Source organism: Ferrovibrio sp., from assembly GCF_036381655.1.
Taxonomy (GTDB): domain Bacteria; phylum Pseudomonadota; class Alphaproteobacteria; order Ferrovibrionales; family Ferrovibrionaceae; genus Ferrovibrio.
This window is the reverse complement of sequence record NZ_DASVCJ010000069.1, coordinates 50,502-73,607: the sequence shown is the minus strand read 5'-3', so window position 1 is coordinate 73,607 and position 23,106 is coordinate 50,502. Positions and strand designations below refer to the sequence as shown.

The following is a 23,106-nucleotide window of genomic DNA, read 5'->3' as shown; positions in this document are numbered from 1 at the left end:
CCAAGCCGCCCGCGCGAGGCGGCATAGCGGGGTGGGAGACAGGGATGGTCGCTTATATCTTCGCCGCCTTGGCCGTCACGGCGGCCGGCACGATGGCTTGGTTCTATGTCTACGACCGCTGGATCCAGCGCGATCATGCGGTGCGCCGCAACTTCCCGATCTACGGGCGCTTCCGCTACATCATGGAAAACTTGGGCGAATATTTTCGCCAGTACTGGTTCACCGCCGATTGGGAGGAGAGGCCGTTCAACCGGCTGACCCGCGCCTGGGTGTATCGGTCCGCCAAGGGGGTGTCGAATTACGTTGCCTTCGGATCGGAGGTGAATGCGCAGGAGAGCGGTCATGTCTTCTTCCTGCATTCGCCCTTTCCGGTGAACGACGACGAAGCCGAGCCCTATACCGGCAAATGGATCGGCAGGGGGATCGTCGGCCAGCCGTATAAGCCGAGCAGCTTCTTCCATATCTCGGGCATGAGCTATGGCGCATTGTCTTCCGCGGCGGTGACCGCGCTGTCGCATGGCGCGAAGATGGCCGGGGTGTGGCTGGATACCGGCGAGGGCGGCTTGTCGCCGTATCACCTCTCGGGCGGCTGCGACATCGTCTTTCAGATCGGCACGGCGAAATACGGCGTGCGCGACCGCGATGGCAATCTCGATGAAGAGCGATTGAGAGCCGTCGTCGCCCTTCCGCAAGTCAAGATGGTCTGCATCAAGCTGAGCCAGGGCGCCAAGCCCGGCCGCGGCGGCATCCTGCCCGGCTCGAAAGTCACCGGCGAGATCGCCAAGATACGCCTGATCGAACCGGGCAAGGCCTCGATCTCGCCCAGCCGCCATCGCGAGGTGACCGACATCCCCTCGCTGGTGGCCCTCATCAACCGCGTGCGCAAGATCGCCGACAAGCCGGTCGGCATCAAGATGGCGCTGGGCGACGAGCGCTTTATCGACGAGCTTTTCTCCTATCTGAAAACCCGCAAGGAAGAAGCGCCGGACTACATCCAGCTCGACGGCGCCGAAGGCGGCACGGGCGCCGCGCCGGCGCCGCTGGCCGATTATGTCGGCCGCTCGATCGTGCAGGCCTTGCCGATCGTCGCCGAGAAATGCCGGCGCTACGAATTGCGCGACCGTATCCGGCTGGTGGCCTCCGGCAAGCTGCTGACGCCGGACAAGGTCGCCTGGGCGATCTGCATGGGCGCCGACTACGTCGTTTCGGCGCGCGGCTTCATGTTCTCGCTCGGCTGCATCCAGGCGATGAAATGCAATACCGGACATTGCCCGACCGGCGTGACCTCGAACGATCCGCGCTTCATGCGGGGCCTCGACCCGACCCGCAAGGCGGTGCGGGTGGCGAATTATGCCCGCGCCGTGCAGCATGACGTCGAGGCGATTGCCCATGCCTGCGGCTGCAAGTCGGTCCGCGACCTCAAGGCGCACCACGTTCGCGTCCATGGCCTTGCGCCCCAGCTTTAGCCGTATCTGATACAATCGCGGGCGACAGCGCCGAGAATCGGGAGGAGAGAGGCCATGGAACTTGGATTGAAGGGCAAGCGTGTGGTGGTTGCCGGCGGCAGCAGAGGGATCGGCCGGTCGATCGCCTTGGCCTTTGCGAGCGAGGGGGCGGATGTCTCGATCTGCGCCCGCAGCGAGGGCGCCTTGCGGGAAACCGAGGCCGAGCTGAAGGCCAGAGGCGGCAGGGCCCATGCCGGGACCTGCGATCTTGGCGATGGCCCTTCGGTGCGGCGCTATGTCGAAGCGGCGGCCGGCGCGCTCGGCGGCATTGACATTCTGGTCAATAACGCCTCGGGTTTCGGCCGCACCGACGACGAGGATGGCTGGGCGGCCTCCATCAATGTCGACCTGATGGGCAGCGTGCGGGCCAGCCACACCGCCATCCCGTATCTCGCGAAAGCCGGCGGCGGGGCCATTCTGCATATCTCCTCGATTTCCGGACTGATGCCGAGCGCCCGCACGCCGCCTTACGGCGCCGTCAAAGCCGCATTGATCCAGTACACCTTGACCCAGGCGGCCGCTCTTGCCGGCAAGAATATCCGGGTGAACTGCATCGCGCCGGGCTCGATCGAGTTCCCCGGCGGCGTCTGGGATCAGGCCAAGACCGGCAATCCGAAGCTGTATAGCTCGATACTGGACACCATCCCGTTCGGCCGCATGGGGCGGCCGGAGGAGGTCGCCAATCTGGCGATCTTCCTGTGCTCGTCGGCCGCAAGCTGGGTGACCGGCCAGACCGTCGCCGTCGATGGCGGGCAGATGCTCACCTGAAACCGTTCTTGGCGCGGTAGATTAAAGTTTCTTTGAGTTTTCGCTCTAGTAGCCACCGATCAGTCACAGCCGCAGCACCGCCCACGGAGTAGCGTCGCCGCACATTCTTCGGGGAGCGGTGCCATGCGGCAAGTCTTGTTAGGCGTCTTTCTTTTGTCCTTTGCGGCACTGACCGCGGAATTGACGCTGATCCGCGTCTTCGATGTCATCCTGACCTCGAACACTTCCTACATGATCGTGACCTGCGCGCTGTTCGACTTCGGCGTCGCCGGCATATGGCGCACCTTGCGGCCGTTGCCGAAAGGCGTCGATCTGAAAGCGCAGGGCGCGCGGCTTTCGCTGTTGTTCGCCGTTTCCGTCCTTCTGATCCTGCCGGTTTCCAACGCTCTGCCGCTGGATTATCGCGAAATCCTCGCACACCCGATCCGGCAGATAGCGGCTTTCCTGACGCTGTATCTGATCGTCTCGCTGCCGTTCTTCTTCGTCGGCCTGCTGCTGTCGGCGGTATTCACGGCCCATGCGGGCCAGATCTCGCGGCTGTATTTCTGGGATCTGGCAGGCGCGGCGACCGGCGCGCTGCTGGTGGCGCCCCTGCTGCCATATGTCGGCCCCGGCGGCCTGCTGGTCGCTTTGGGCGGCGTGGGCTGCCTGGCGGCGGTGCTGTTTTCCGGATGGGTCTTCTGGCGTCCGGTTGCGGCGCTCGGTGCGCCAATCCTTCTGGTTCTGCCCTTCCTGCTGCCGAGCGGCAGCCTGGAATTCAAGCAGCATATGGACAAGCGCGGCGTGAAGACCGCCGCCGAGCAGGGGATCATCGAGTTCAGCCGCTGGGACCCGATCTCGAAGATCGATGTCTTCGACAGCGGCGATGATTATGTGCAGAACGGCGTCGAGATGCGCTTCAAGCACATCGCCTATGACGGCGGCCAGCAAAGCAGCTACATCTATCCCTTCGACGGCGATCTGGCCGGCCTGCGCAGAGCCATCGAGGCCGGCGAAACCAAGGTTCGGGAACAGTTCTGGATCTCCGGCGTATTGGCGGCGGAATACCTCAAGGCGGACAGCGGCCAGAAGGTGCTCATCATCGGCAGCGCCGGCGGGCAGGAAACCAAGGCCGCACTGATGTATGGCGCCTCGCATGTCGATGCCGTGGAAATGGTCGGCACCGTCGTCAATCTCGGCACCGGGGCATACAGCCGCTATAACGGCGGGATATTCCTCGATCCGCGGGTGCATGTCGTCGCCGGCGAGGGGCGCAGCTATCTGCGCCGGCATGATGCCAAATACGACATCATCCAGATCTTCAGCAACCATACCAGTTCGAGCATCGCGTCCGGCACCGGCGCGATGCAGACCAGCTATCTGCAGACGGCCGAGGCCTATCAGGAATACTTCTCGCATCTGAGCGAGAATGGCGTTCTGCAGGTGAACCACCATGTCTTTCCAAAGGTGATCACGACGGCGGCGCTGGCCTGGCGGGAAATGGGCCGCACCGATTTCCGCTCCCATGTCGCGATCTGGCAGCGGCCCGGCGAAGACCATTTGCCGACCATCCTGATCAAGATGCAGCCATGGACTGCCGAAGAGCTCGGCCGCGTACAGGAATGGTTCAGCCGCTTTCCCGACGAGCGGAATGCGCTTGTCGAAAATCCGCTGTCGCTGACGCAGAGCTTTCTGCCCGCCATTTTCTACAGCGGCGATTTCACGGCTGGCATGGAGAGGCGCTCGCTGTATCGACTTGCGCCGGCCACCGATGACCGGCCGTATTTCAATTTCCTGCGCAAGCATATCGGCCTCGTCCACGCCGATCCGCGTGGCTATCTGGACGAGGCGACCGCCGGGCTGCTGAATTCGCAGATGAAGGGACCGATCCCCTTCGATCAGGTTCACCTCTATGTGACGAGCGCGGCAGGCTTGTTCTTCGGGCTGGTCGTCATCGTGCTGCCGCTGCTGTTCTCCCGGGCCGGGCGGGAAACCTGGCCGGCGCGCGGCGCGGCTTTGACCTATTTCGCCTGTCTGGGCGGCGGTTTCATCATCATCGAACTGGTCTTCATCCAGGTGCTGATGCGCCTGATCGGCTCGCCGCTTTACACGTATACCGCGGTGGTTGCCGGCTTGCTGCTGTCCGCCGCGCTCGGCAGCCTGACATCGCCCCGGCTGGGCGTCGCTCCGAAAGGGCGCTGGGCCGTCCCGTTCGGCGGCATCGTTGCCTCGCTCAGCCTCTTCATGCTGTTCAACGAGCCGATCCAGACGCTGTTCCTGTCGGCGGCATTGCCCTTCCGCATTCTGGCCGCGATGGCGATGATCGCGCCGGTCGGTTATTTCCTCGGCATGCCGTTCCCGCTGGGGATATCCGGCTTGCGCGGCAGCCCGGCCGGCAGCATCGCCTGGGCCTGGGCGATGAACAGCCTGTTCACCGTGATCGGCGCCATCGCCAGCGTCGTCCTGTCGCTTTTCGTCGGCTTCGAGGTCACGCTGGCCGCCGCGCTGGGCCTCTATATTGTCGGCTTCCTCGCCTTCGATCGGATGCGCCGCGTCGCATCGGCCGAGCAGCCCGTCGTCGCGGCCGATCTGTTGACGGGAGAACGTCCTAGGCGATTGTGAGCGCCGGATTGAGCGGCGCGAAGCAGCTCGGATCGTCGACCTTGGTCCCGTTCACGACCGGTGTAACGCGGTAGCGCGCCATCGCGGCAGCGGGATAGGGTTTGAGCAAGGCCGAAAGACTGGCGCTCGCTGCGTTGGGATCGAGCCAGTCCGCGAAGCTTTCCTTCGGCAGGATGACCGGCATGCGCTCATGCAGCGGCGCCAGATATTCGTTCGCGGCGGTGGTGAGAATGGTGAAGCACTCGACGCCCTCGGAAGCCGGCTCGCTTTGCCACAGACCGGCAAAGGCGAACAGGCCGCCGCCTTTCAGGCTGATGCGCCAAGGCTGCTTCTGCGGCTTCTTGCCTGTTTCCGCGGGGATCGCCTGCCATTCATAGAAGCTGTCGGCCGGCACAAGGCAGCGGCGATGCCGGAAGGCCTCGGCGAAGGTCGGCTTGGCGGCTACGGCTTCGCTGCGGGCATTGATCAGCGGCGCATTATTCGGGCCGGCGAAGCCCCAGCGCATCATCCGCAGTTCGCGCCCGGCTCCGGCCGCGCACACCACGGCGCTATTCTGCGTCGGCGCGATATTCCAACGCGGCGCCAGATTGGGGCGCTTCTTGCGGTCGAGCTGGAAGAAAGCGATCAGTTCGTCGAGTTCTTTGATCAGGCTATAGCGGCCGCACATGACAGGGCGTCATTTGCTTCAATGGCCAAGATGCGGCCTTGCTTCCGGTCGCGCCTTCAATTCCGTCCCCTGGCGGGCGAGGATCTTGGCGATCCGCTCCGGCGCAAAGCCAAGATCGACCAGGGCAGGGCCGGCATTCGCTACCTCGCGGTAGTCGGCGATCATGCCATCGCGCAGGGTGAAAATGGCCACACCCTCGAACATGACGCGCTTGCCCTGCGCTTCCGGCAGCAGGGATTTGTAGGAGAAGGTGTAGCGGGCATACAGCGTGGTGCCGTCGCTCACCGGATCGTGCAGCAGCCAGCGAAAATCCTCGGCGGTGCGATAGAACCAGTCGTCGATGAGTTCGGCAATCCTGGCGCGGCCTTTGAAAGCGCCGTAGAAGACGTCGTGATAGACCGCGTCTTCGGTAAAGAGCTGGGCAAAGGCGGCGCCATTGCGCCGCTCCACGGCATTGCTGAACGATTGTAGTAGGGCCGCGATATCCAAGATCATCCTCCCGCGCTGCGCTGGAATGCTAGCGCGGGAGGCGTCGGGCGTAAATCGGCAGGCGGGCTAGCTGCTGCTGCCGGGCTTGTAATTGGGGAAGAAGAGCTGCTGGCCGCCGATCTTGTAGCCGGCGATCGCCTGCTGGCCTTCCTTGGAGGTGAGCCAGTCGATGAAAGCGCGGCCTTCGGCGACTTTGACATTCGGATGCTTGGCGGGATTGACCAGCATAACGCCATATTGATTGAACAGCCGGTTGTCGCCCTCGACGAGAATTTCCAGGTTGCCCCGGTTCTTGAAATTGAGCCATGTGCCCCGGTCGGAGAAGGTGTAGGCATCCATGCCGCTGGCGGTATTCAGGGTCGGGCCCATTCCCGATCCGGTCTCGCGATACCAGCCGCCGCCAGCCGTCTTGGGATCAATATTCGCCTCCTTCCACAGGCGCAGTTCGGCCGCGTTGGTGCCGGACTTGTCGCCGCGCGATGCGAAGGGCGCCTTGGCCTCGGCGATCTTCTTATAGGCGGCGACAATGTCCTTCATGCCCTTGACCTTGGCGGGGTCGCTTTTCGGCCCGACCAGGATGAAGTCGTTGTACATGACCTCGCGGCGGTCGACGCCGAAGCCGGCATTGAGGAATTTCAGTTCGGCGACGCGGTCATGGACGAAGACTACATCCGCGTCACCGTGTTCACCGGTCTTCAGTGCCTGCCCGGTGCCCTGGGCCACGACACGGACCTCGATACCGGTCTTCTTCGTGAAGATGGGCAGGAGATAGCCGAACAGGCCGGATTGCTCCGTCGAGGTGGTGCTGGCCACGACGATGAATTTCTGCTGCGCCGCGGCGAGGCCCGATGCAAGCGGGAGCGCCACGGCCACCATGATGCCAAGAAGGAAACGCCGATTGATTGCCATAGTTGTCGATCTCCTTTCACCAGGTAAGGTCGCCATTGAGAAACGCCTGTGCCGCTTCGCTGCGTGGCGCGCGGAAAAACTCCGTCGCCGCCGTACGCTCGGTTACGCGGCCGCGATGCAGGAAAATGACATCTCCGGCCAGCCGGCGGGCCTGTCCGAGATCGTGGGTCGTCATGACGACCTTCGTGCCGTCGCGCACGATGCCGTCGACGATGTTCTCGACCTGGCGCGTGGCGGCGGGGTCGAGATTGGCGGTCGGCTCGTCCATGAACAGGATCTGCGGGCTCAGGGTCCAGGCGCGGGCCAGCGCCAGGCGCTGCTGCTCGCCGCCTGACAGCACCCGGGCCGGGCGCTGCGCCAGTCCGACAAGGCCGACGCGTTCGAGTGCCGCCATGGCGCGGGCATGCCGTGCCGTGCGGTTCAGGCCGCGCAGCTTGAGAGGGAACTGCACATTGGCCAGCACCGAGCGGCGCAACAGAACAGGTTTTTGAAAGACCATCGCCTGGCCGAAGCGCAGGACGTCGCGGTTTTTCGCCGCGCTGCCTTGCCAGATGACGCGGCCTGCCGTCGGCTTCAGCAATCCATGGCACAACCGGAGCAGAAGGCTTTTGCCCGCGCCGTTCGGTCCGAGGATGATGGTCGGCGGTCCGGGATCAAATTGAAGGTTGACGCCTTGGATCAGTTTCTGCCCGCCCGCTTCAAAGCAGAGGTCGTCGAGCAGGATTGGCAGCAACGGCGCGGGCGCGTGCATCTTCGGCTTGGCCTCACGCATCCTGGCCGCGCCGCGCGGCAGCGCCGATTACGGTGGCCGCGGCATTGATCGAGATGGCCAGGGTGAGCAGCACGATGCCGAGCGCCATCGCCAAGGCTAGGTCGCCTTTGCTGGTTTCCAGGGAGATCGCCGTGGTCATGGTCCGCGTATAGCCGGCGATGTTGCCGCCGACGATTATGATGGCGCCGACCTCCGCAATGGCGCGGCCGAAGCCGGCCAGGATGGCGGTCACCAGGCTGGAACGCCCATCCCACAGCAGGGTCGTGATGGCCCGCAATGGCGTCAGTCCGAGCGAGCGCAGCTGCTCTTCATACTCCTGCCAAAGATCGGCAACGGTCTGCCGGGAAAGCGCGGCGATGATGGGCGTGATCAGGACGGCCTGCGCCACGATCATCGCCGTTGGCGTAAACAGCCAGCCGAAAGGCCCAAAGGGTCCGGAGCGTGACAGCAAAAGATAAACCGCCAACCCAACCACGACGGGCGGCAGGCCCATGCAGGCGTTCAGCAACGTGATGCAGGCATCGCGACCCGGAAAGCGGGCAAGCGCCATGAAGGCACCGAATGGCAAGCCGATGACGCTGCCGATCACCACAGCCGTCAGGCTGACGCGCAGGGACAACGATATGATGCGCAGCAGTTCCTCATCCAACTGCCACATCATCTTCAGGGCGAGCAGAAAAGCGTCGTAGATGGTCGTCATGCCACAGGGCTTACATTAAATGGACGCCCCTTGGCAAAGGTGTAAGTGGCTATCTCTATTGCAGTTTTCTCAACAAAAAAATTTGTAGCGAAACCCGGTCCGCAGCTTCAGCCAACCATGCCGTGCCGGTCCAGCCGCTGCCGGCGGGCATCCTTCTTGATCATGCTCCACAGCAGGTTCCGCAATTCGGTTTCGTAGAAGAGCTTGCCGAGATTGGGCCACATGCGCCAGCGCTCTTCGATTCCGGCCTCGTCGTAGCCGCTGGCGAAAACGAAGGGGACGCCAACCTCGAACAGCAGGTCGGCCATGGCAAAGCTGCGTTCGCCGCCCAGGTTGACGTCGAGGATCGCGACATCGATGTCCTGATGGTGGGCGCGGGCGAATTCGAGGGCGGGGGCGAGCTGTAGGAAAGGGCCCAGCACCTTGCAGCCGAAATCCTCCATCATGCCTTCGAGCAGCATCGTGACCAGCGGCTCGTCCTCCAGGATGAGGATGCGCATTCCCTCCAGACAGCGCTCGTCCGAATCGTCACTCATGCACCGACCTCTGAAGCGGTATTGTGAAACGGCAGATCAGGCCCGATTCCGTGTAGTCCATCGACAATTGCCCATTCAGTTCGCCGACGATGCTGCGTTCGATCAGCCGCGAGCCAAAACCCTTCCGCGTCGGCGGCTGGGCCGGCGGGCCATTCTCCTCGCGCCATTCCAGCATGAGGATGACCGGGCCACCCGAAGGCGCTTCATCCTGCCAGGTGATGGCGAGCCGGCCCTGCTCGGTCGACAAGGCTCCATATTTCGCGGCATTGACGGCCAGTTCGTGGAAGACCATGCCGAGCGACAGAGCGGTGCGCGGCGGCAGCCGCTTCGTTGCGCCGTGGAAGGTGATGCGAGCCCCATCGTAGGGACGCAGCTCTTCGCGAATGATATCGCCCAGATCCGCGCCTTGCCATTGGCCTCTGGTCAATGCGTTATGGGTGCGCGACAAAGCCATCAGACGCGCCTGGAACGTCTCGGCAAAGTTCTGCGGCGAGCCGCCGCCGCGCAGCGTCTGCGCCGCGATCGCCTGCACGGTCGCCAGCGTGTTCTTGACGCGGTGATTCAATTCATCCATCAGGAGGCGCTGCTTCTCCTGCGCCAGGACGCGGTCGGTGATGTCGATGCCGGCGATGAAGATTCCCGAGACTGCGCCATCTGCGCCGGTTATGGGTTGATAGGCCAGATCGAAATAGCGCTCCTCCGGCAGTTCATCCGGCCTGCGCTGCAGGGCGATGCGCATGCCCTGGCCGACGAAGGCCTGGCCGGAGCGAAGCACGGTTTCCAATAACTCGAAATGGCCTTGCCCTTTCATTTCGGGCAGGGCTTCGCGGATCGGCTTGCCGACGATATCGCGATGGCCCACCACTTCCAGGTATGCCTGGTTGGCCAATTCGAAAACCAGGTCCGGTGCGCTGAGCACGCACATGATGCCGGGCGCCTGCATGAACAGGCGCCGCAGATAGCTGTGCTCCGCCAGCAATGTCTGATTCACCGCCTCGATGGCTTCCGCGCGCAGAAGCGCTTCGCCATCCACGGTGCGCGGTCCGAAAGTGACGTCCATCAGCCGCTGGAGTTCGGTGACGTCCTGCACCTGCTGCAGGATATAGACGATATTGCCCGCCGCATCGCGGATCGGCACATGGGTGCAGCTCCAGAAGCGGTGCTCGTAACCGCCGCCAAGCGAATGCGGCCGCGGCACGGCATAGGGCATCAGGGGGATCACGTCGGTGGTGCCGAGTTCGCGCACGCGCAGCAGGGAAGCCCTGAGGCGCTCGCGGTTCTCTTCCTCGCCCGGCAGGGCAGCGAAAACGTTCTTTCCGATGAAATCTTCGCGGCGACGCATCGCCACGCTGAGATACGCCTTGTTGATCTCGACGATTTCGAGATCGAAATCCATCAGCAGATGTGGCGTCGGCAAGTGGTCGAACACAGTTCGGAAATCGGCGAGAAGGGCTCCGATATTTCCGAAGGATCCCAGTATCGCAGTCTCCGGTCTGTGAGAGTATTCCACCATTGTTCGCCTGCCAGCGCTTGGCTTCCCTCCATTACAGACAAAAACACCTTCCGCAGGAAGATACAAACACAAATTGCAATCGCGGTGGCCGCGCGCAGGGAGGCGTCAGGCCACCGGGCGTTCTCGCGGGGAGGTAGTGCTGGGCGGGCGGCTATTTCAGCCGATATTGGCGAGCCAGGGGAAGAATTCGAGCAGATAAGAGCTGAACTGCCCGAGACTGTTGGTGAAGATCAGAACGCCCGTGACGACGAGCATGGCTCCGGCGACGATTTCGACCTTATGCAGATGCCGCTTGAAACGCTGCATGAAGGCCATGAACGGCTTGACGGCCAGTGCGGCCAGCAGGAAGGGGATGCCGAGGCCGAGGGCATAAGTCGCCAGCAGCGAGACCCCGTAGCCGAGCTGGTCGCGGCTGGCCGCGACGGTGAGGATCGTGGCCAGGATCGGCCCCACGCATGGCGTCCAGCCGAACGCGAAGGCCAGCCCGATGACATAGGCGCCGATGATGGAGGTCGGCCGCTCGGCAGTGTTGAAGCGCGCCTCGCGATACAGCAGGCCGATTTTCAACAAGCCCATGTAATGCAAGCCGAACAGCACGATCACGGCGCCGGCGATCTTCCCGATGATATCGATGTTTTCGATGATCAGGCGGTTGAGCGCCGAAGCGGAGGCGCCCATGACCACGAAGACGGTGGAGAAGCCCAGAACGAAAGCGAGCGCGGCAAAAAATACCCGCCGCGCCGTTGCGCGATCGGCCCCATCCTCGGTTACCAGGCGATCCAGCGTGGTGCCGGCGACGAAGCACAGATAAGCCGGAACCAGCGGCAGCACGCAGGGACTGAGAAAGCTGATCACGCCGGCGCCGGCGGCGGCGGCGTAGGAAATGTCCAGTCCGCTCATGATCTGACGAATGCTCCCAGCTTCGGGCTGATCCTGTGCCGGGCCGGTTTTCACCCGCGGGCGATGATCGCGCGGATGGCGCCCGGCAGGCTGCCTTCCTCAAGATAGCGGACACCCAGAATACCGCCAATCACGATCCCGCTAAGTGCGACAAAGCTGCCCAGAGCCAACGTGGCCACGCCGGTCAGACCTTGGCCGATGGTGCAGCCGAGCGCGGTAACGCCGCCCACGCCCATCAGAATGCCGCCCAGCAGGTGCGACAGGACATCCTGTGCATTGGCGAAGCTCTCGATGCGGAAGCTGCGGTCTGCCTTGGCCATCAGGAAGGCCCCAAGAATGACGCCGCCCACCGTGCTGATGCCGAAATCCAGCGCGGCGCCGGTGAAGGTCATCAGGTATTGCAGCGCATAGCCGATGGGCGCGACGAAGGTCATCGATGCCAGCGGCGTCGGGTCGAATTCATCGGCGCCCAGGATGCCGGTCACCGCCCAGCCGCCGACGATGACGAGGCCGATGACGAGTCCGGCGCCGACCAGCCGGGGCTGACTGCGGAAGCGCGCCGACTTGAACACCCAGACCAGCATGGCGGCGGGCAGGGCGAGGCCCAGGATCCAGCGCAAGGTCACTGCGTTCAGCCCGAGACCGGCACCCAGCAGTTCGGGCAGCGTCTGGCTGGTCAGACCGCGGCCTTTCAGGTCCACCACCGACCAGCTTTCCAGCCAGAGGCGCGCCGGGCCGAGCAGCCCGCGCAAGGTGGCATAACCGGCGATGCCGATCATCAGCACCACCAGCAGCGATTTCAGGTTGCCTGCCCCGAAGCGGACGAGCGTGCGGCTGCCGCAGCCTCCCGCCAGTACCATTCCGAAGCCGAAGAGCAGCCCGCCCAGGGCGGCGCCGAGCCAGCCCAGATTGGGCGTGGCATAGATGGAGGTGTCCAGATTGATCAATCCGGACAGATGTAGTAGCTGGCTGCCCAGCATCGCCACCGCGATGGCGAGTACCCAGCTGCGCAGCCGGCTGGCGTCGCCCATCAGAACCACGTCGCTGATGGCTCCCATGGTGCAGAAGTTGCTCCGCTGTACGGCGGCGCCGAAAATGACGCCGAGCAGCAGGCCAGCGGCGTTGACGAGATATGGAACGGGCAGGTCGCCCATGGACGGTCTCCACGAGACATTTGGGTGAGGTCGGGGCGTGATTATAGGATTTACATCGATTAAGTGAAGTATTATATTTAATAACCTATAAATTTGTGAAATAGCGTAGGTTGTAACATGGCTCAGTTGCTCGATGTGAAGGGGCTCAATTGTCCGCTGCCGGTGCTGCGCACCAAGAAGGCGATGAAGGCGGTCCCGAAGGGCGAGGTCCTGACGGTCGAGGCGACCGATCCCAACACGCTGCGCGATATCGCGGCCCTGTGCGAGGCCTCCGGCTTTGCTTTGCTGTCGTCGGAAGAGCAGGGCGGCGTCTTCGTTTTTCGCATTCAGCAGACGGCGTGACATTACTGGGCATCCAAGCGCCAAAGGTTGGCGCGGGACGGTGAATGCGCTACGGTGAATCCGTAGTGATTCAAGGTGTTTTCCGATGGCGAAGTTCACCGTCGACGATATCGTTCCAGGCCAGCGCTTCGAGCAGCGCCAGGGCTTTGTCTGGCGTGTCATCCGGCTGATTTCATTTCCCGGCGAGGACATGATGCATGTCCAGTTGGTCAATGACCGCGACCACAGCACGACGAAGACCGTCTCGGTCAATGCACTCCTGGATCGCAATCTTTTCCGTTTGATGGAGAAGTGATGCGGCGGGCGCGACGCAGCCAGTTGGATGGCCCGGCTGCGCCTGCCACCTCCTTTGCTTCTGTCATCCCCCGCGTATTTCTTGCTGCAGCCATAATCGCCATTCAGCCGCTGGTTGGCTGCTCGGCGCCGCAACAGCAGGCGGACCTACCGCCATTGATGCCGATGGTCGCCGCGCCGCCGCAGCCGGCCGAGCCCAAACCGCCGCCGCCGCCCAAGCCCGTCAAGCCCAAACCGGAATTCTCGGCCCATGTGGCGAGCTACAAGACGCTGGCGGATGCCCAGGCAGCCTGGCCGCGCCTTGTGCAGCAATTCCCGGCCCTGAAGGACCAGCCCCGGCACTATGCCGAAATCGACCTCGGCGGCCAGCGCGGGAAGGTCGTCCGTCTACTGCTTGGCGAGTTTGCCGCCTCTGCGGAAGCGACTGAATATTGTCACAGACTGCGCGCGGCCGGCCTGTATTGTGCGCCGCACGATCTGCCGCCCTCTCTTGTCGCCAAAACGGGCCTTTAGCTCGTTTTTTAGGCACTAGCATCCGCAAAAAATTCGTAAGTAGACGCACGGATTGTGATGTTGCCGAACGCCATCTTTTCTGGCAAAAATGTCACTGGTAGGCAGCGCGGCGAGAGAATCGATCCAGGGGCCGCATCCAAACCGGAGAACCGGCGCGGTGAATCAGGTGCTTAAACCTGTCGTCCAGGAGACGTTGAAGCTTGTCGGCGTGGTGGAAAACCAGAGCCGGGAGCTGCTGGCATTCTGTCAGAACGAGAAGAATCTCAGCGCCAATTTTGCCGATTACAAGCGCTTCGTCGAGAAGATCGAGCATTTCTACGTCTTCGTCGACTTGGTGGATGGCCGGATTCCTGAATTCGAAGACACGAAGCAGGAGCCGCTGCGCAAGCATCTGTCCAAGATCCGCTGGAAGATCACGATCCTGGAATTGGATACGACGCGGATTTACCTGGTCAACATCTCCCGGTCCGGCCGGCGGCTGCCGCTGGGCGCCCGCGAGTTCTTGATGCGGCGCCTCGATCGTTTGAGCGAGATCGCGCAATACTACGACCGTTTCGGCGATCAGCATGATCTGACGCCGCTGAATGAAGAACTGGTCGAGGCCGTACGCAAGCTGCTCGAGGAGAGCATCGAAAAAGCGCCGCGACTGGACGAGTTTCAACCGGCGCCGCCGCCACCACGGCTCTCGGCGACACCGACCGATCTGCCGCCGCTGCAGGCGCCGGAATCCGTCGCCATTCCTCGCGCGCTTTCGGCGCCAGGCCTGCCCAGCATTCCCTCGCGCGTCAACGTCAAGGAGCAGTGGGGCCGCTTCTACGTGGAGAAGGGCTCGATCGTCGCCGTATCGCAGGCCTGCAAATCGGCCGCCATTTCGCTCGATCAGTTGGCCTCTCGCATCGGGGTCAGCCGGGTGGCGCTCACCTTGATGCTCAGCGGCCAGGACCCGATCCCGCGCCCCGCCGTCGAGAAGCTGCAGAAATTCATGGCGGACCAGTCGTCGCTGTCCCGACTGCGCAACTAACGCAATCTGCTTTAATTCCGATCTGTCAGCGCGTGGCGTCCTGGATGCGCGCCAGGGTTTCGTCGCGCCCGAGCACCGCGAGGACATCGAAGATCGGCGGCGATACGGTCCTCCCCGTCAGCGCGGCGCGCAGGGGCTGGGCCAGTTGCCCCAGCTTGACCTGCTCTGTTTCGGCCAGCTTGCGCACCACGGCCTCGGTGCCGGCGGCATTCCAATCGTTGACCGGCCGTAGCGCGTCGACGAGCTTCTTCAGCCGCTCTTTCGCGGCCTGATCGAGATGCTTCTGTGCCGCGGCATCGGGCTGGATCGGTCGCGCCGCGAACAGGAACAGCACCGCCTCGGCCAGCTCGTTGAGATCCTTCGCGCGCTCCTTCACCGATGGCAGGATGGCCTTCAGTTTGCCCAGCTCCGCCTCGCCGGGGGCGCGGCCGGCATGCTTGGTGATGAAGGGCAGCGCTGCCTGCAGCAATTCGTCATCCGCGGTGTTGCGGATATAGTGGCCATTCAGGTTGTTCAGCTTGGCGAAATCGAAGCGAGCCGGCGAACGGCCGACATGATCCAGGTCGAACCATTCGATCGCTTGCTCGGTCGAGATGATCTCGTCGTCGCCGTGGCTCCAGCCCAGCCGAAGCAGGTAGTTGCGCATCGCTGCCGGCAGATAGCCCATATCCGCATAGGCCTCGGTGCCCAGGGCGCCGTGACGCTTGGACAGCTTGGCGCCGTCGGGGCCGTGAATCAGCGGGATATGGGCGAATTCAGGCACCGGAAAGCCGGCTGCGAGATAAAGCTGCGTCTGGCGCGCCGCATTGGTGAGATGATCGTCGCCGCGGATCACATGGGTGATTCCCATATCATGATCATCGACCACGACCGAGAGATTATAGGTCGGCGTGCCGTCGGAGCGCAGAATGATCAGATCGTCGAGCTGTTCGTTCTGGAAAGTCACCTCGCCCTGGACATGATCCCTGATCACGGTGACACCTTCGCGCGGTGCCTTGAAGCGAATGACCGGCTTCACGCCGACCGGGGCTTCTTTCGGATCGCGGTCGCGCCAGCGACCGTCATAACGCATCGGTCTGCCTTCGGCCTTCGCCCTGGCGCGCATCTCCTCCAGCTCTTCCGGCGTGCAGTAGCAGCGATAGGCCTTGCCCTCGGCCAGCAGCTTCTCGGCCACTTCGGCATGCCGCTTCATGCGGGCAAACTGGAAAACCGGCTCGGCGTCCCAGTCCAATCCCAGCCATTGCAGACCCTGGAATATCTTCGCGACCGCATCCTCGGTCGAGCGCTCCCGGTCGGTATCCTCGATGCGCAGCAGGAATTTGCCGCCGTGATGGCGGGCGAACAGCCAGTTGAACAGGGCGGTGCGGGCACCGCCGATGTGCAGATACCCGGTCGGGGAGGGAGCAAAACGGGTGACGACGTTTTTCATGGCACGATCCAAAACGGCAAAGCCCTCCGGCAGCAAAATCCACGCCGGAGCGGAGCGGCGTTTGTAGCATAGACAGGCCTGAGGGCAAGCCGACTTCCCGATTTGTACCCGTTGTTGACGGCCCGGTGGCCCGGCCCGATCTGCTGCTCAGCGGCGACGGCAAGGTAAGCGCGGCGCGGGCCGCTGACGGGCGATACTATTACCAGAGCGGTTCGGTGCCGCCGCGCAGCTTCGTTGGGAAAAGCTGGTGGGAGCGGCTGGGTGCGCCGCCGCTTTATCCTTGGCCGAAGCTGCGCCGCAACGACACGGAAGGACGCACCGGCGCCGATGGCAGCCTGCGCTGCGATCCGGCCGGTTGCGCCTGGCGTCATGACGGTTTTCTGGTTGCCATGCCACAGCAGCCGCATGCCATCACCGAGGATTGTCATGTGGCCGATGTGGTGATCGACCGCTTCGATTTGTGGCGGAGCGGGGCGCGCGCATTATGGCTGGACCGCGAGAAAGGAATCCGTGTTTTGACGGTCGCGGAAACCCGCGGACATCGGCCCTGGGTGCTGCCGCGCGGTCACGGCGTGCAGGAGCATCGGTCTGCCGGACCGCAGGGACGGGAAAAAGAAAGGCAGGGCGCGTCGCCACGCCCCGCCTCGGATCCTTGAGCTTGTATTCTAAAGCCGACGCGCTCAGTAGCGGCGCAGCAGGCCGACCAGCCGGCCTTGCACCTTGACCCGATCGGGGCCGAAGATGCGCGTCTCATAAGCCGGATTGGCGGCTTCGAGCGCCACCGAATTGCCTTTACGGCGCAGCCGCTTCAGTGTGACTTCCTGGTCGTCGACCAGCGCGACGACGATGGTGCCGTTTTCGGCATTCTCGCTGCGCTGGATGATCACCGTATCGCCATCCATGATGCCCGCATCAACCATCGAATCGCCGGCGACTTCCAGGGCGTAATGCTCGCCATTGCCGAGCAGCCCGATGGGAACATCGATCTGCGTGCTCATGTCGCGCAACGCTTCGATCGGCGTGCCGGCGGCGATGCGGCCATAAAGCGGCAGGGTGACGATATCGCGGGCGTTATAAGGGCTGACCGTTACCGGCGTACCCTGCATCGGATGATCGCCTTCCGCGACGCGCGGCATCAGCCGGTTGCGCGGCGTAGCCGGCCGCACATTGCCGCTCGCGCCGGCGCCGCCACGGATCGGCACGGCCGAATCCGGCAGGCGCAGCACTTCCAGGGCGCGTGCCCGATGGGGCAGGCGACGGATGAAGCCTCGTTCCTCCAGCCCGGTAACCAGGCGATGGATGCCGGACTTCGATTTCAGTTTCATGGCCTCCTTCATCTCCTCGAAGGAGGGCGAGACGCCGGACGTTTCCAGCTTCTCGTGAATAAACATCAGCAGATCGTGCTGCTTGCGTGTCAGCATGGGTTGACCTCCTCGATCAGGGCCGATGGCTGCATTGGACTGCCGCGCCGGGCTTACGGGCGGGCTGGACACCTGCCAGCAGTATCGGAACGAACACGAAACCCGCTGGATGTTCTAGTGAGGTTCTGCATTCGGGTCAAGTCTTTTTTCCACAGGGAGGGTGAATATGTCGTGGCGCGGAACGAAAGGGACCTACTAATTCTTGGGGAACGGGTCCCCAGAATGGCCTTTTAGGGGGACAGCAATCCCCCCGGCCGGAGGCTTTACGAAACCTCCCTGACAAGTGAAATATGAATTTCACGGTCCAGAACCGGGTTGTAATTGGCCAAAAAGGCCTGGGTGGGAGGAAAGAATGGGTATCCGGCAGAAACTGTACCTGGCGATTGGCGCCTTGGCCGCACTGACCTTGGTTTCAAATCTGGTCGGCGGCTTCTTTTTCACCCGAGTCCAGAACAGTTACACGGGTATCACCACGACGAATCTGCCGGCCGTCGTGTCGGCCCTCAATCTTGCCTCGTTGAGTGCGGAAGTGACTGCAGGGGCTCCCATTTTGGCCGCCGCCGACGATGAGGCCACCCGCAAGAAGGCGGTCGACGAACTCAGTAAAAAGCAGGAGCGCCTCAGCCAGACGCTGGCATTGGTCAAGTCCAGTGCCGATCCCGAGCAGGCTGGTCTGATCGACGAGATCGAGAAGGCCGTAAGCCTGATCGAGGCGCGCATCAAGCTGGTCGATCGGCTGGTCGGGTCCCGGCTCGGCTATGTCGAACAGCACAATGAGATTCTCAACCAGATCGGCAGCGATTTTTCGGCCTTCCAGGCGCAGATGCAGCCGGCGCTCGACCGGGCCGTCACCGAGCTGCGCCGGCCCGATGCCAAGGAGGAGGTTTCCGAGGCCGCCAATGCCCTGATCGCGGCGAACAACGCTGTGAACCAGGCGGTTGGCGTTATGTCCGTGGCCGCCCAGGCCGCCAATTATCCGGCGCTCGACAAGCTGGTCGAGCAGTTCGCCAAGCTGAACAGCGCCACGATCGAAGCGCTCGACACCGCCAGCAAGCAGTTCAAGATCGACGAACTGAATGCGGCGACGAAAACGCTGCTTGGCCGTGGTGTCGGTCCGGAAAGCCTTTTTGCCGTGCGCCGCAGTGAATTGCGGGTGATGGGGACGGCAACGATGGCGCTGGATCAGACCCGTGCCGCCGCCGCGGAGCTCTCGGGTAAGGTCGATGCTCTGGTCGGCAGCGCCCGCTCGGCGGCGGATCATGCAGCCAATACGGCGGCCGGCCAGGCCACGACGGCACAGCTTGCGATGATCGGCATTACCGTCCTTTGCCTCGGCATCGCGGCGGTGATCGCCATCTGGTTCGTCGGTCCCCAGATCACCGCTCCGATCCTTCGCCTGACGGCGGCAACGCGGCGATTGGCGGACCGCGACTGGTCGGTGGAATTGACCGAAGCCTCCCGCAACGACGAAATCGGTGCCATGGCGAAGGCGATCGAGGTTTTCAAGACCAGCGGCCAGGAGAACGAACGCCTGCAGAAGGTGGTCGAGCAAAGCCGTGAGACCTTCGAACGCGAGCGCAAGGCGCAGGAGCAGCTCCTGGAAGAGGCAATCGGCCAGATCGTCAGTGCGGCGATCGCCGGAGATCTGTCCCGCCGGATCGAAGCCGACAAGCTGCAGGGCGTTATGCATGCGCTTGGCATCGGGGTCAACGAACTGCTGGCCACCGTCGAGAAGGCGCTTGGCGATCTCGGAGCCATGCTGAAGGCGCTGGCAAGCGGCGATCTGACGCATCGCATCGATGGCGGCTATCGCGGGCTTTTCGAGGACCTGGCAAGCAATGCCAACAGCCTGGCCGAACAGCTTGCCGACATTGTCGGCCGGCTGAGTACTGCTGCGGCCACGGTGCGCGACGCTTCGGCGGAGATATCCGGCGGCAGCCACGATCTGGCCCAGCGCACCGAGGATCAGACTGCCAGCCTGCAGCGGACGGCGGCCTCGATGGAAGAAATCACGGCAACCGTGCGGCACACCGCCGATGCCGCCCGCCAGGCCAGCAAGCTGGCCGAGGCCGCAAGCGATGCCGCAACGCGCGGCAGCACGGTCGTCGGCAACACGATGCAGGCGATGGCGCAGATCGAAGAAGGCGCGCGCAAGATCGTCGATATCGTATCGCTGATCGACGAGATTGCGTTCCAGACCAATCTGCTGGCGCTGAATGCCAGCGTCGAGGCGGCCCGTGCGGGCGAGGCGGGCAAGGGTTTTGCCGTCGTGGCCCAGGAGGTGAGGGCGCTCGCCCAGCGCTCGGCGGAAGCTTCACGCGACATCAAGGCCTTGATCCAGACCTCGAATACCCAGGTGCGCGATGGCGCCAAGCTGGTGAACCAAACCGGGGAAAGCTTCAACGAGATTGTTGAGGCGGTCAAACGCGTCGCCAGCATCATTGAGGAGATATCGATCGGCAGCCAGCAGCAGGCCGGCGGACTGGATGAGATCAATGATGCCGTGGTGCAGATGGATCAGATGACGCAGCGCAATGGCGCGCTGGTGGAGGAGACAACGGCCTCGGCGCAGGCCTTGGCCGACCAGGCCCGCGAGCTTGCGGCCTCGATCGGCTTCTTCAAGCTGTCTCAGGAACAGGATTTGAGCGCCGCCGCATAGGCAGCCGCCGCTTCCTCAGAGAAGCAGGCGAATATCACCAGTTCGGGCAGATCGGCCTTGGCCAGCCAGCCTTGCACCTCGCGGACCGCGATCTCCGTCGCGGCCTGCAAAGGATAGCCGTAAACCCCGGTGGAGATGGCGGGGAAGGCAATACTGGCAAGCCGATGCTGTTTGGCCAGCGTCAGGCTGCTGCGGTAGCAGCTTGCCAGCAGATCTGGCTCGTTCCGGCTGCCGCCGCGCCAAATGGGGCCGACCGTATGGATCACATGGCGGGCCGGCAGGCGGTAGCCGCGTGTGATCTTGGCTTGACCCGTCGGGCAGCCGCCGAGCATGCGGCACTCGGCCAAAAGGTCCGGTCCGGCGGCACGATGGATCGCGCCGTCGACACCGCCGCCGCCCAGCAGGCTTTCATTCGCCGCGTTGACGATGGCATCGACCTGCAGCCTGGTGATATCGCCAGTCTCGATTTTGATCCGATCATGGTGCATGACTGAAAAATTAGCATATCGGCGACTCGTCGGCTCTGCCCCTTTTTTACGCTTCCCTAACCATGGCGAAAGCATAGTCCCGCCAAGACCTTGAAAGGCGCGGCTTGCTGCCGCTCGCCCGATCGTTTAACCGGGTCCAGATGAGCGATCCTGACAACACGCCTACATTGAAACTCAGGCCGCGCAATACGGCACAGCGCGCGGCCACGGCGCAGACTGCCGCCAATGCCTATGGCGCCACCCAGACGCAGGTGACGCCCGCAGCGCCGGTTTCCACGCAGGCGGCAGCGCCATCGCCAAAATTGCCGCGTCGCGGCGTCATCGCGGCAAACTGGCCGCTGATGGCGGCGGCGGCGGCATTGCTGGCCGGCGGGATAGCGATGGGTATCGCAGTCGGCAGCGCCACGCCGACGCCTGTGGCCGCCGTTGCAACGGTTACGCCCCTGGCGCCTCAGCCGGAAACAACCGTGAAGCCGCATGACGCGGCGCCGTTCGGGACTGGCGGGCAAGCGAAAGCATGGCCTCTCGCTCCAGCTTCGGACCAGCGTCCTGCCCTGGCGCCACCGCCGCCGCCCCCGAATCCCATCCCCGTCGAACAGGAGCAGGCAGCGCAGAAGCCGGAAGATGCTGCTCCGCCGCCGCCCGCGGCAGAGCCCGCGCCGGCGCAGCCTACCGAGACGGCGACCGGTCATCCCGATGCCCCGCCAGTGCAGGTTGCCGCAGCGCCGGTGCCGCCGAAATCTCTGGCGCCGTCCGATGCAGGCCCGCAAGCCTGGCGCGCGCGTGCCGTGCCGCCGCCGGCCGGTTCCAAGCCGCCATTCGTGGCCATCCTGATCGACGATGCCGGCCTGAATCACAAGGCGACCGCGCGGGCCCTCGCGCTGCCCGGGCCAATCACGTTGTCCTTTATGACCTATGCCAACGATCTGGCGGCGCAGACCCGCGCTGCAAGGTCGGCCGGCCATGAATTGATGCTGCACCTGCCCATGGAGCCGCTGGATCTGAAGCACAACGATCCCGGGCCGAATGCATTGCTGGTGAAACTCGACGCTTCCGAAATCAAGCGCCGGCTCAATTGGGGACTCGACCGCTTCGAAGGCTATGTCGGCGTCAACAACCACATGGGCAGCCGATTCACCCGTGATCATGAACGCATGACCGAGGTGATGGCGGCGTTGCGCAACCGTCAGGTCTTCTGGCTCGACAGCCTCTCAGGTCCGGGGTCGGTCGCCGCCGAGGAGGCACGCAAGGCGGGGCTGGATACGGTCGAGCGCGACCTGTTTCTCGACGACCCGCGCTCGCCCGGTATCGCCTATGAATTGTCCGCGATGGAGCGCATCGCCCGGGCGCGCGGCGACGTGATCGCCATCGGTCATCCGCATCCGTCGACTCTGGCGGCGTTGGAGAAGTGGACGGCAACTGCGAAGGAGCGCGGCTTCAGCCTCGTGCCCGTCAGTACGGTACTGCTTCGCCGCGAACAGATGGAGCGCTGAGCCCGCGTTTCACGAAACGATAGGCGCGCCCCTCGGCAAAGCTGCCATTTTCGACGCGGATCATGCCGTCAGCATTATTGCCGACCTCAAAGAGATCGGCGGCGCAATCGCGCAGATAATCATCGGCATGACTGTAGCGTCCGGCAGAGGTCAGCGTATAGGCGCTGCCCTCGGTTCCGGTTTCGACGGTGAACAGGAAACTGCCGCCCGGTTTCAGGGCGCGCGCAACCAGCGCGAACAGATCTTGCAGATCGCCAACGTAAATCAAGGTGTCCGCAGCGAGAACGGCATCGTAGCCGTTGGCTGGGCGATTCCGTAAATCCGCGTGCAGCTCGTTGCATTCCAGATTGTCGTAGATGCCGCGCCGGCTGGCCTGTACGAGCATGTTCGGCGTCAGGTCGACGCCGTCGAGGCGGGCCGCATAGGGCCGGAACGGGATGCCGCTCAACCCGGTACCGCAGCCGAGATCGAGGATGTCGAGCATGGCTTCCGGTGTCCAGTGGAGCGCAATCAGGTCATGCAGCATCTGCGGCCCGCGATATCCCAGCCGGGTGAGATGGGTATCGAAGCTGCCGGCCCGGCTGTTGAACAGCCATTTGACGAAGCTGTCGGGCGCCCGCAGGGGCGCCTGACCGGTCAGTGCCGCCAGCAGATGGCCGACGACGCCCGATTGCGGCGCGAGGCTTCGTGCACGGCGCAGGCTGCAGACGGCGTCGTCATCGTGTTTCAGTTCGATCTGGCTGAGCGCCAGGCCGAGCCACGACAGCGCACGGTCGGAGAGGGCGAGGGCCTGTCGGAAATGGGATGCCGCTTCCGCGTGATGGCCTCGATCCTGGGCGAGAATGCCGCGTTGCTCCCAGGCGATGGCGTTAGGAACGAGATCGTGTTGCATCGGCGCACCCTAGAGGTTGCGGGATTGCCAAGCTCGTACA

Annotated in this window: 23 protein-coding genes; 10 read left to right on the top strand and 13 right to left on the bottom strand. The window is 63.6% G+C overall.

Going from position 1 to position 23,106, the window contains the following annotated elements:
• The first annotated feature begins 44 nt into the window (after positions 1 to 44).
• The 3 genes from VF194_RS16115 to VF194_RS16105 all read left to right on the top strand — a co-directional run bounded on the left by VF194_RS16115 (position 45) and on the right by VF194_RS16105 (position 4,874).
• Positions 45 to 1,466 (top strand): FMN-binding glutamate synthase family protein, encoded by a 1,422-nt coding sequence (locus VF194_RS16115; protein ID WP_330892210.1) that lies wholly within the window; start codon positions 45 to 47, stop codon positions 1,464 to 1,466.
• A gap of 54 nt (positions 1,467 to 1,520) precedes the next feature.
• Positions 1,521 to 2,273, top strand: coding sequence for an SDR family NAD(P)-dependent oxidoreductase (locus VF194_RS16110; RefSeq protein WP_330892209.1), 753 nt, complete (start codon positions 1,521 to 1,523; stop codon positions 2,271 to 2,273).
• Between the two features lie 123 nt (positions 2,274 to 2,396).
• Positions 2,397 to 4,874 (top strand): hypothetical protein, encoded by a 2,478-nt coding sequence (locus tag VF194_RS16105; protein WP_330892208.1) that lies wholly within the window; start codon positions 2,397 to 2,399, stop codon positions 4,872 to 4,874.
• Here VF194_RS16105 and VF194_RS16100 read toward each other — a convergent pair.
• The 9 genes from VF194_RS16100 to VF194_RS16060 all read right to left on the bottom strand — a co-directional run bounded on the left by VF194_RS16100 (position 4,861) and on the right by VF194_RS16060 (position 12,514).
• The gene (locus VF194_RS16100; protein ID WP_330892207.1) at positions 4,861 to 5,541 is read right to left on the bottom strand and encodes an SOS response-associated peptidase; all 681 of its coding nucleotides are present in this window, start codon (positions 5,539 to 5,541) and stop codon (positions 4,861 to 4,863) included. The two genes, VF194_RS16105 and VF194_RS16100, sit on opposite strands and share 14 nt — an antisense overlap.
• 18 nt (positions 5,542 to 5,559) lie before the next feature.
• On the bottom strand, positions 5,560 to 6,030 hold the full coding sequence (locus tag VF194_RS16095) for a nuclear transport factor 2 family protein (protein ID WP_330892206.1): 471 nt from the start codon (positions 6,028 to 6,030) through the stop codon (positions 5,560 to 5,562).
• Between the two features lie 66 nt (positions 6,031 to 6,096).
• Entirely contained in the window at positions 6,097 to 6,939 is an 843-nt protein-coding gene (locus VF194_RS16090) for an extracellular solute-binding protein (protein ID WP_330892205.1), read from the bottom strand.
• A 16-nt stretch (positions 6,940 to 6,955) separates the two neighbouring features.
• Positions 6,956 to 7,711, bottom strand: coding sequence for an ATP-binding cassette domain-containing protein (locus VF194_RS16085; protein WP_330892204.1), 756 nt, complete (start codon positions 7,709 to 7,711; stop codon positions 6,956 to 6,958).
• Positions 7,704 to 8,411, bottom strand: coding sequence for an ABC transporter permease (locus VF194_RS16080; RefSeq protein WP_330892203.1), 708 nt, complete (start codon positions 8,409 to 8,411; stop codon positions 7,704 to 7,706). The genes VF194_RS16085 and VF194_RS16080 overlap by 8 nt, the downstream gene beginning before the upstream one ends.
• Positions 8,412 to 8,518: 107 nt before the next feature.
• Entirely contained in the window at positions 8,519 to 8,947 is a 429-nt protein-coding gene (locus VF194_RS16075; protein ID WP_330892202.1) for a response regulator, read from the bottom strand.
• Complete coding sequence (locus VF194_RS16070; protein ID WP_330892201.1) at positions 8,940 to 10,376, bottom strand: sensor histidine kinase; 1,437 nt, start codon at positions 10,374 to 10,376, stop codon at positions 8,940 to 8,942. The genes VF194_RS16075 and VF194_RS16070 overlap by 8 nt, the downstream gene beginning before the upstream one ends.
• A 240-nt stretch (positions 10,377 to 10,616) precedes the next feature.
• Positions 10,617 to 11,360 carry a cytochrome c biogenesis CcdA family protein gene (locus VF194_RS16065; protein ID WP_330892200.1) on the bottom strand — a complete coding sequence of 248 codons (744 nt, stop codon included), beginning with the start codon at positions 11,358 to 11,360 and terminating at the stop codon, positions 10,617 to 10,619.
• 50 nt (positions 11,361 to 11,410) lie between these two features.
• On the bottom strand, positions 11,411 to 12,514 hold the full coding sequence (locus tag VF194_RS16060) for a YeeE/YedE family protein (protein ID WP_330892199.1): 1,104 nt from the start codon (positions 12,512 to 12,514) through the stop codon (positions 11,411 to 11,413).
• A 117-nt stretch (positions 12,515 to 12,631) separates the two neighbouring features.
• On the opposite strand from VF194_RS16060, the gene VF194_RS16055 reads away from it, so the two are divergent.
• The 4 genes from VF194_RS16055 (at position 12,632) to VF194_RS16040 (ending at position 14,684) form a co-directional block, all read left to right on the top strand.
• Positions 12,632 to 12,856, top strand: a complete 225-nt coding sequence (locus tag VF194_RS16055; RefSeq protein ID WP_330892198.1) for a sulfurtransferase TusA family protein — start codon at positions 12,632 to 12,634, stop codon at positions 12,854 to 12,856.
• Between the two features lie 85 nt (positions 12,857 to 12,941).
• A complete protein-coding gene (locus tag VF194_RS16050) occupies positions 12,942 to 13,151 on the top strand; it encodes a hypothetical protein (protein ID WP_330892197.1) in 210 nt (69 codons plus the stop codon).
• A gap of 158 nt (positions 13,152 to 13,309) precedes the next feature.
• Positions 13,310 to 13,663: an SPOR domain-containing protein gene (locus VF194_RS16045; protein ID WP_330892196.1), complete on the top strand. Its 354-nt coding sequence runs from the start codon at positions 13,310 to 13,312 to the stop codon at positions 13,661 to 13,663.
• Positions 13,664 to 13,820: 157 nt separating this feature from the next.
• A complete protein-coding gene (locus VF194_RS16040) occupies positions 13,821 to 14,684 on the top strand; it encodes a hypothetical protein (protein WP_330892195.1) in 864 nt (287 codons plus the stop codon).
• A 25-nt stretch (positions 14,685 to 14,709) separates the two neighbouring features.
• On the opposite strand, the gene gltX is transcribed toward VF194_RS16040, so the two are convergent.
• Positions 14,710 to 16,113: a glutamate--tRNA ligase gene (gltX, locus tag VF194_RS16035; protein ID WP_330892194.1), complete on the bottom strand. Its 1,404-nt coding sequence runs from the start codon at positions 16,111 to 16,113 to the stop codon at positions 14,710 to 14,712.
• Positions 16,114 to 16,238: 125 nt separating this feature from the next.
• Between gltX and VF194_RS16030 the strand changes: the two genes are divergently transcribed.
• Positions 16,239 to 16,769, top strand: a complete 531-nt coding sequence (locus VF194_RS16030) for a hypothetical protein (RefSeq protein WP_330892193.1) — start codon at positions 16,239 to 16,241, stop codon at positions 16,767 to 16,769.
• 24 nt (positions 16,770 to 16,793) lie between these two features.
• Here VF194_RS16030 and lexA read toward each other — a convergent pair whose 3' ends face one another.
• Positions 16,794 to 17,534, bottom strand: coding sequence for a transcriptional repressor LexA (lexA, locus tag VF194_RS16025; protein WP_330892192.1), 741 nt, complete (start codon positions 17,532 to 17,534; stop codon positions 16,794 to 16,796).
• Between the two features lie 352 nt (positions 17,535 to 17,886).
• Here lexA and VF194_RS16020 point away from each other — a divergent pair, with 352 nt between their 5' ends.
• The gene (locus VF194_RS16020) at positions 17,887 to 20,193 is read left to right on the top strand and encodes a methyl-accepting chemotaxis protein (protein WP_330892191.1); all 2,307 of its coding nucleotides are present in this window, start codon (positions 17,887 to 17,889) and stop codon (positions 20,191 to 20,193) included.
• On the opposite strand, the gene VF194_RS16015 is transcribed toward VF194_RS16020, so the two are convergent.
• Complete coding sequence (locus VF194_RS16015; protein ID WP_330892190.1) at positions 20,163 to 20,681, bottom strand: O-acetyl-ADP-ribose deacetylase; 519 nt, start codon at positions 20,679 to 20,681, stop codon at positions 20,163 to 20,165. The genes VF194_RS16020 and VF194_RS16015 overlap by 31 nt on opposite strands.
• 140 nt (positions 20,682 to 20,821) lie before the next feature.
• Between VF194_RS16015 and VF194_RS16010 the strand changes: the two genes are divergently transcribed.
• Positions 20,822 to 22,174: a divergent polysaccharide deacetylase family protein gene (locus VF194_RS16010; RefSeq protein ID WP_330892189.1), complete on the top strand. Its 1,353-nt coding sequence runs from the start codon at positions 20,822 to 20,824 to the stop codon at positions 22,172 to 22,174.
• On the opposite strand, the gene VF194_RS16005 is transcribed toward VF194_RS16010, so the two are convergent.
• The gene (locus VF194_RS16005) at positions 22,134 to 23,066 is read right to left on the bottom strand and encodes a class I SAM-dependent DNA methyltransferase (RefSeq protein WP_330892188.1); all 933 of its coding nucleotides are present in this window, start codon (positions 23,064 to 23,066) and stop codon (positions 22,134 to 22,136) included. The genes VF194_RS16010 and VF194_RS16005 overlap by 41 nt on opposite strands.
• Between the last annotated feature and the right edge of the window lie 40 nt (positions 23,067 to 23,106).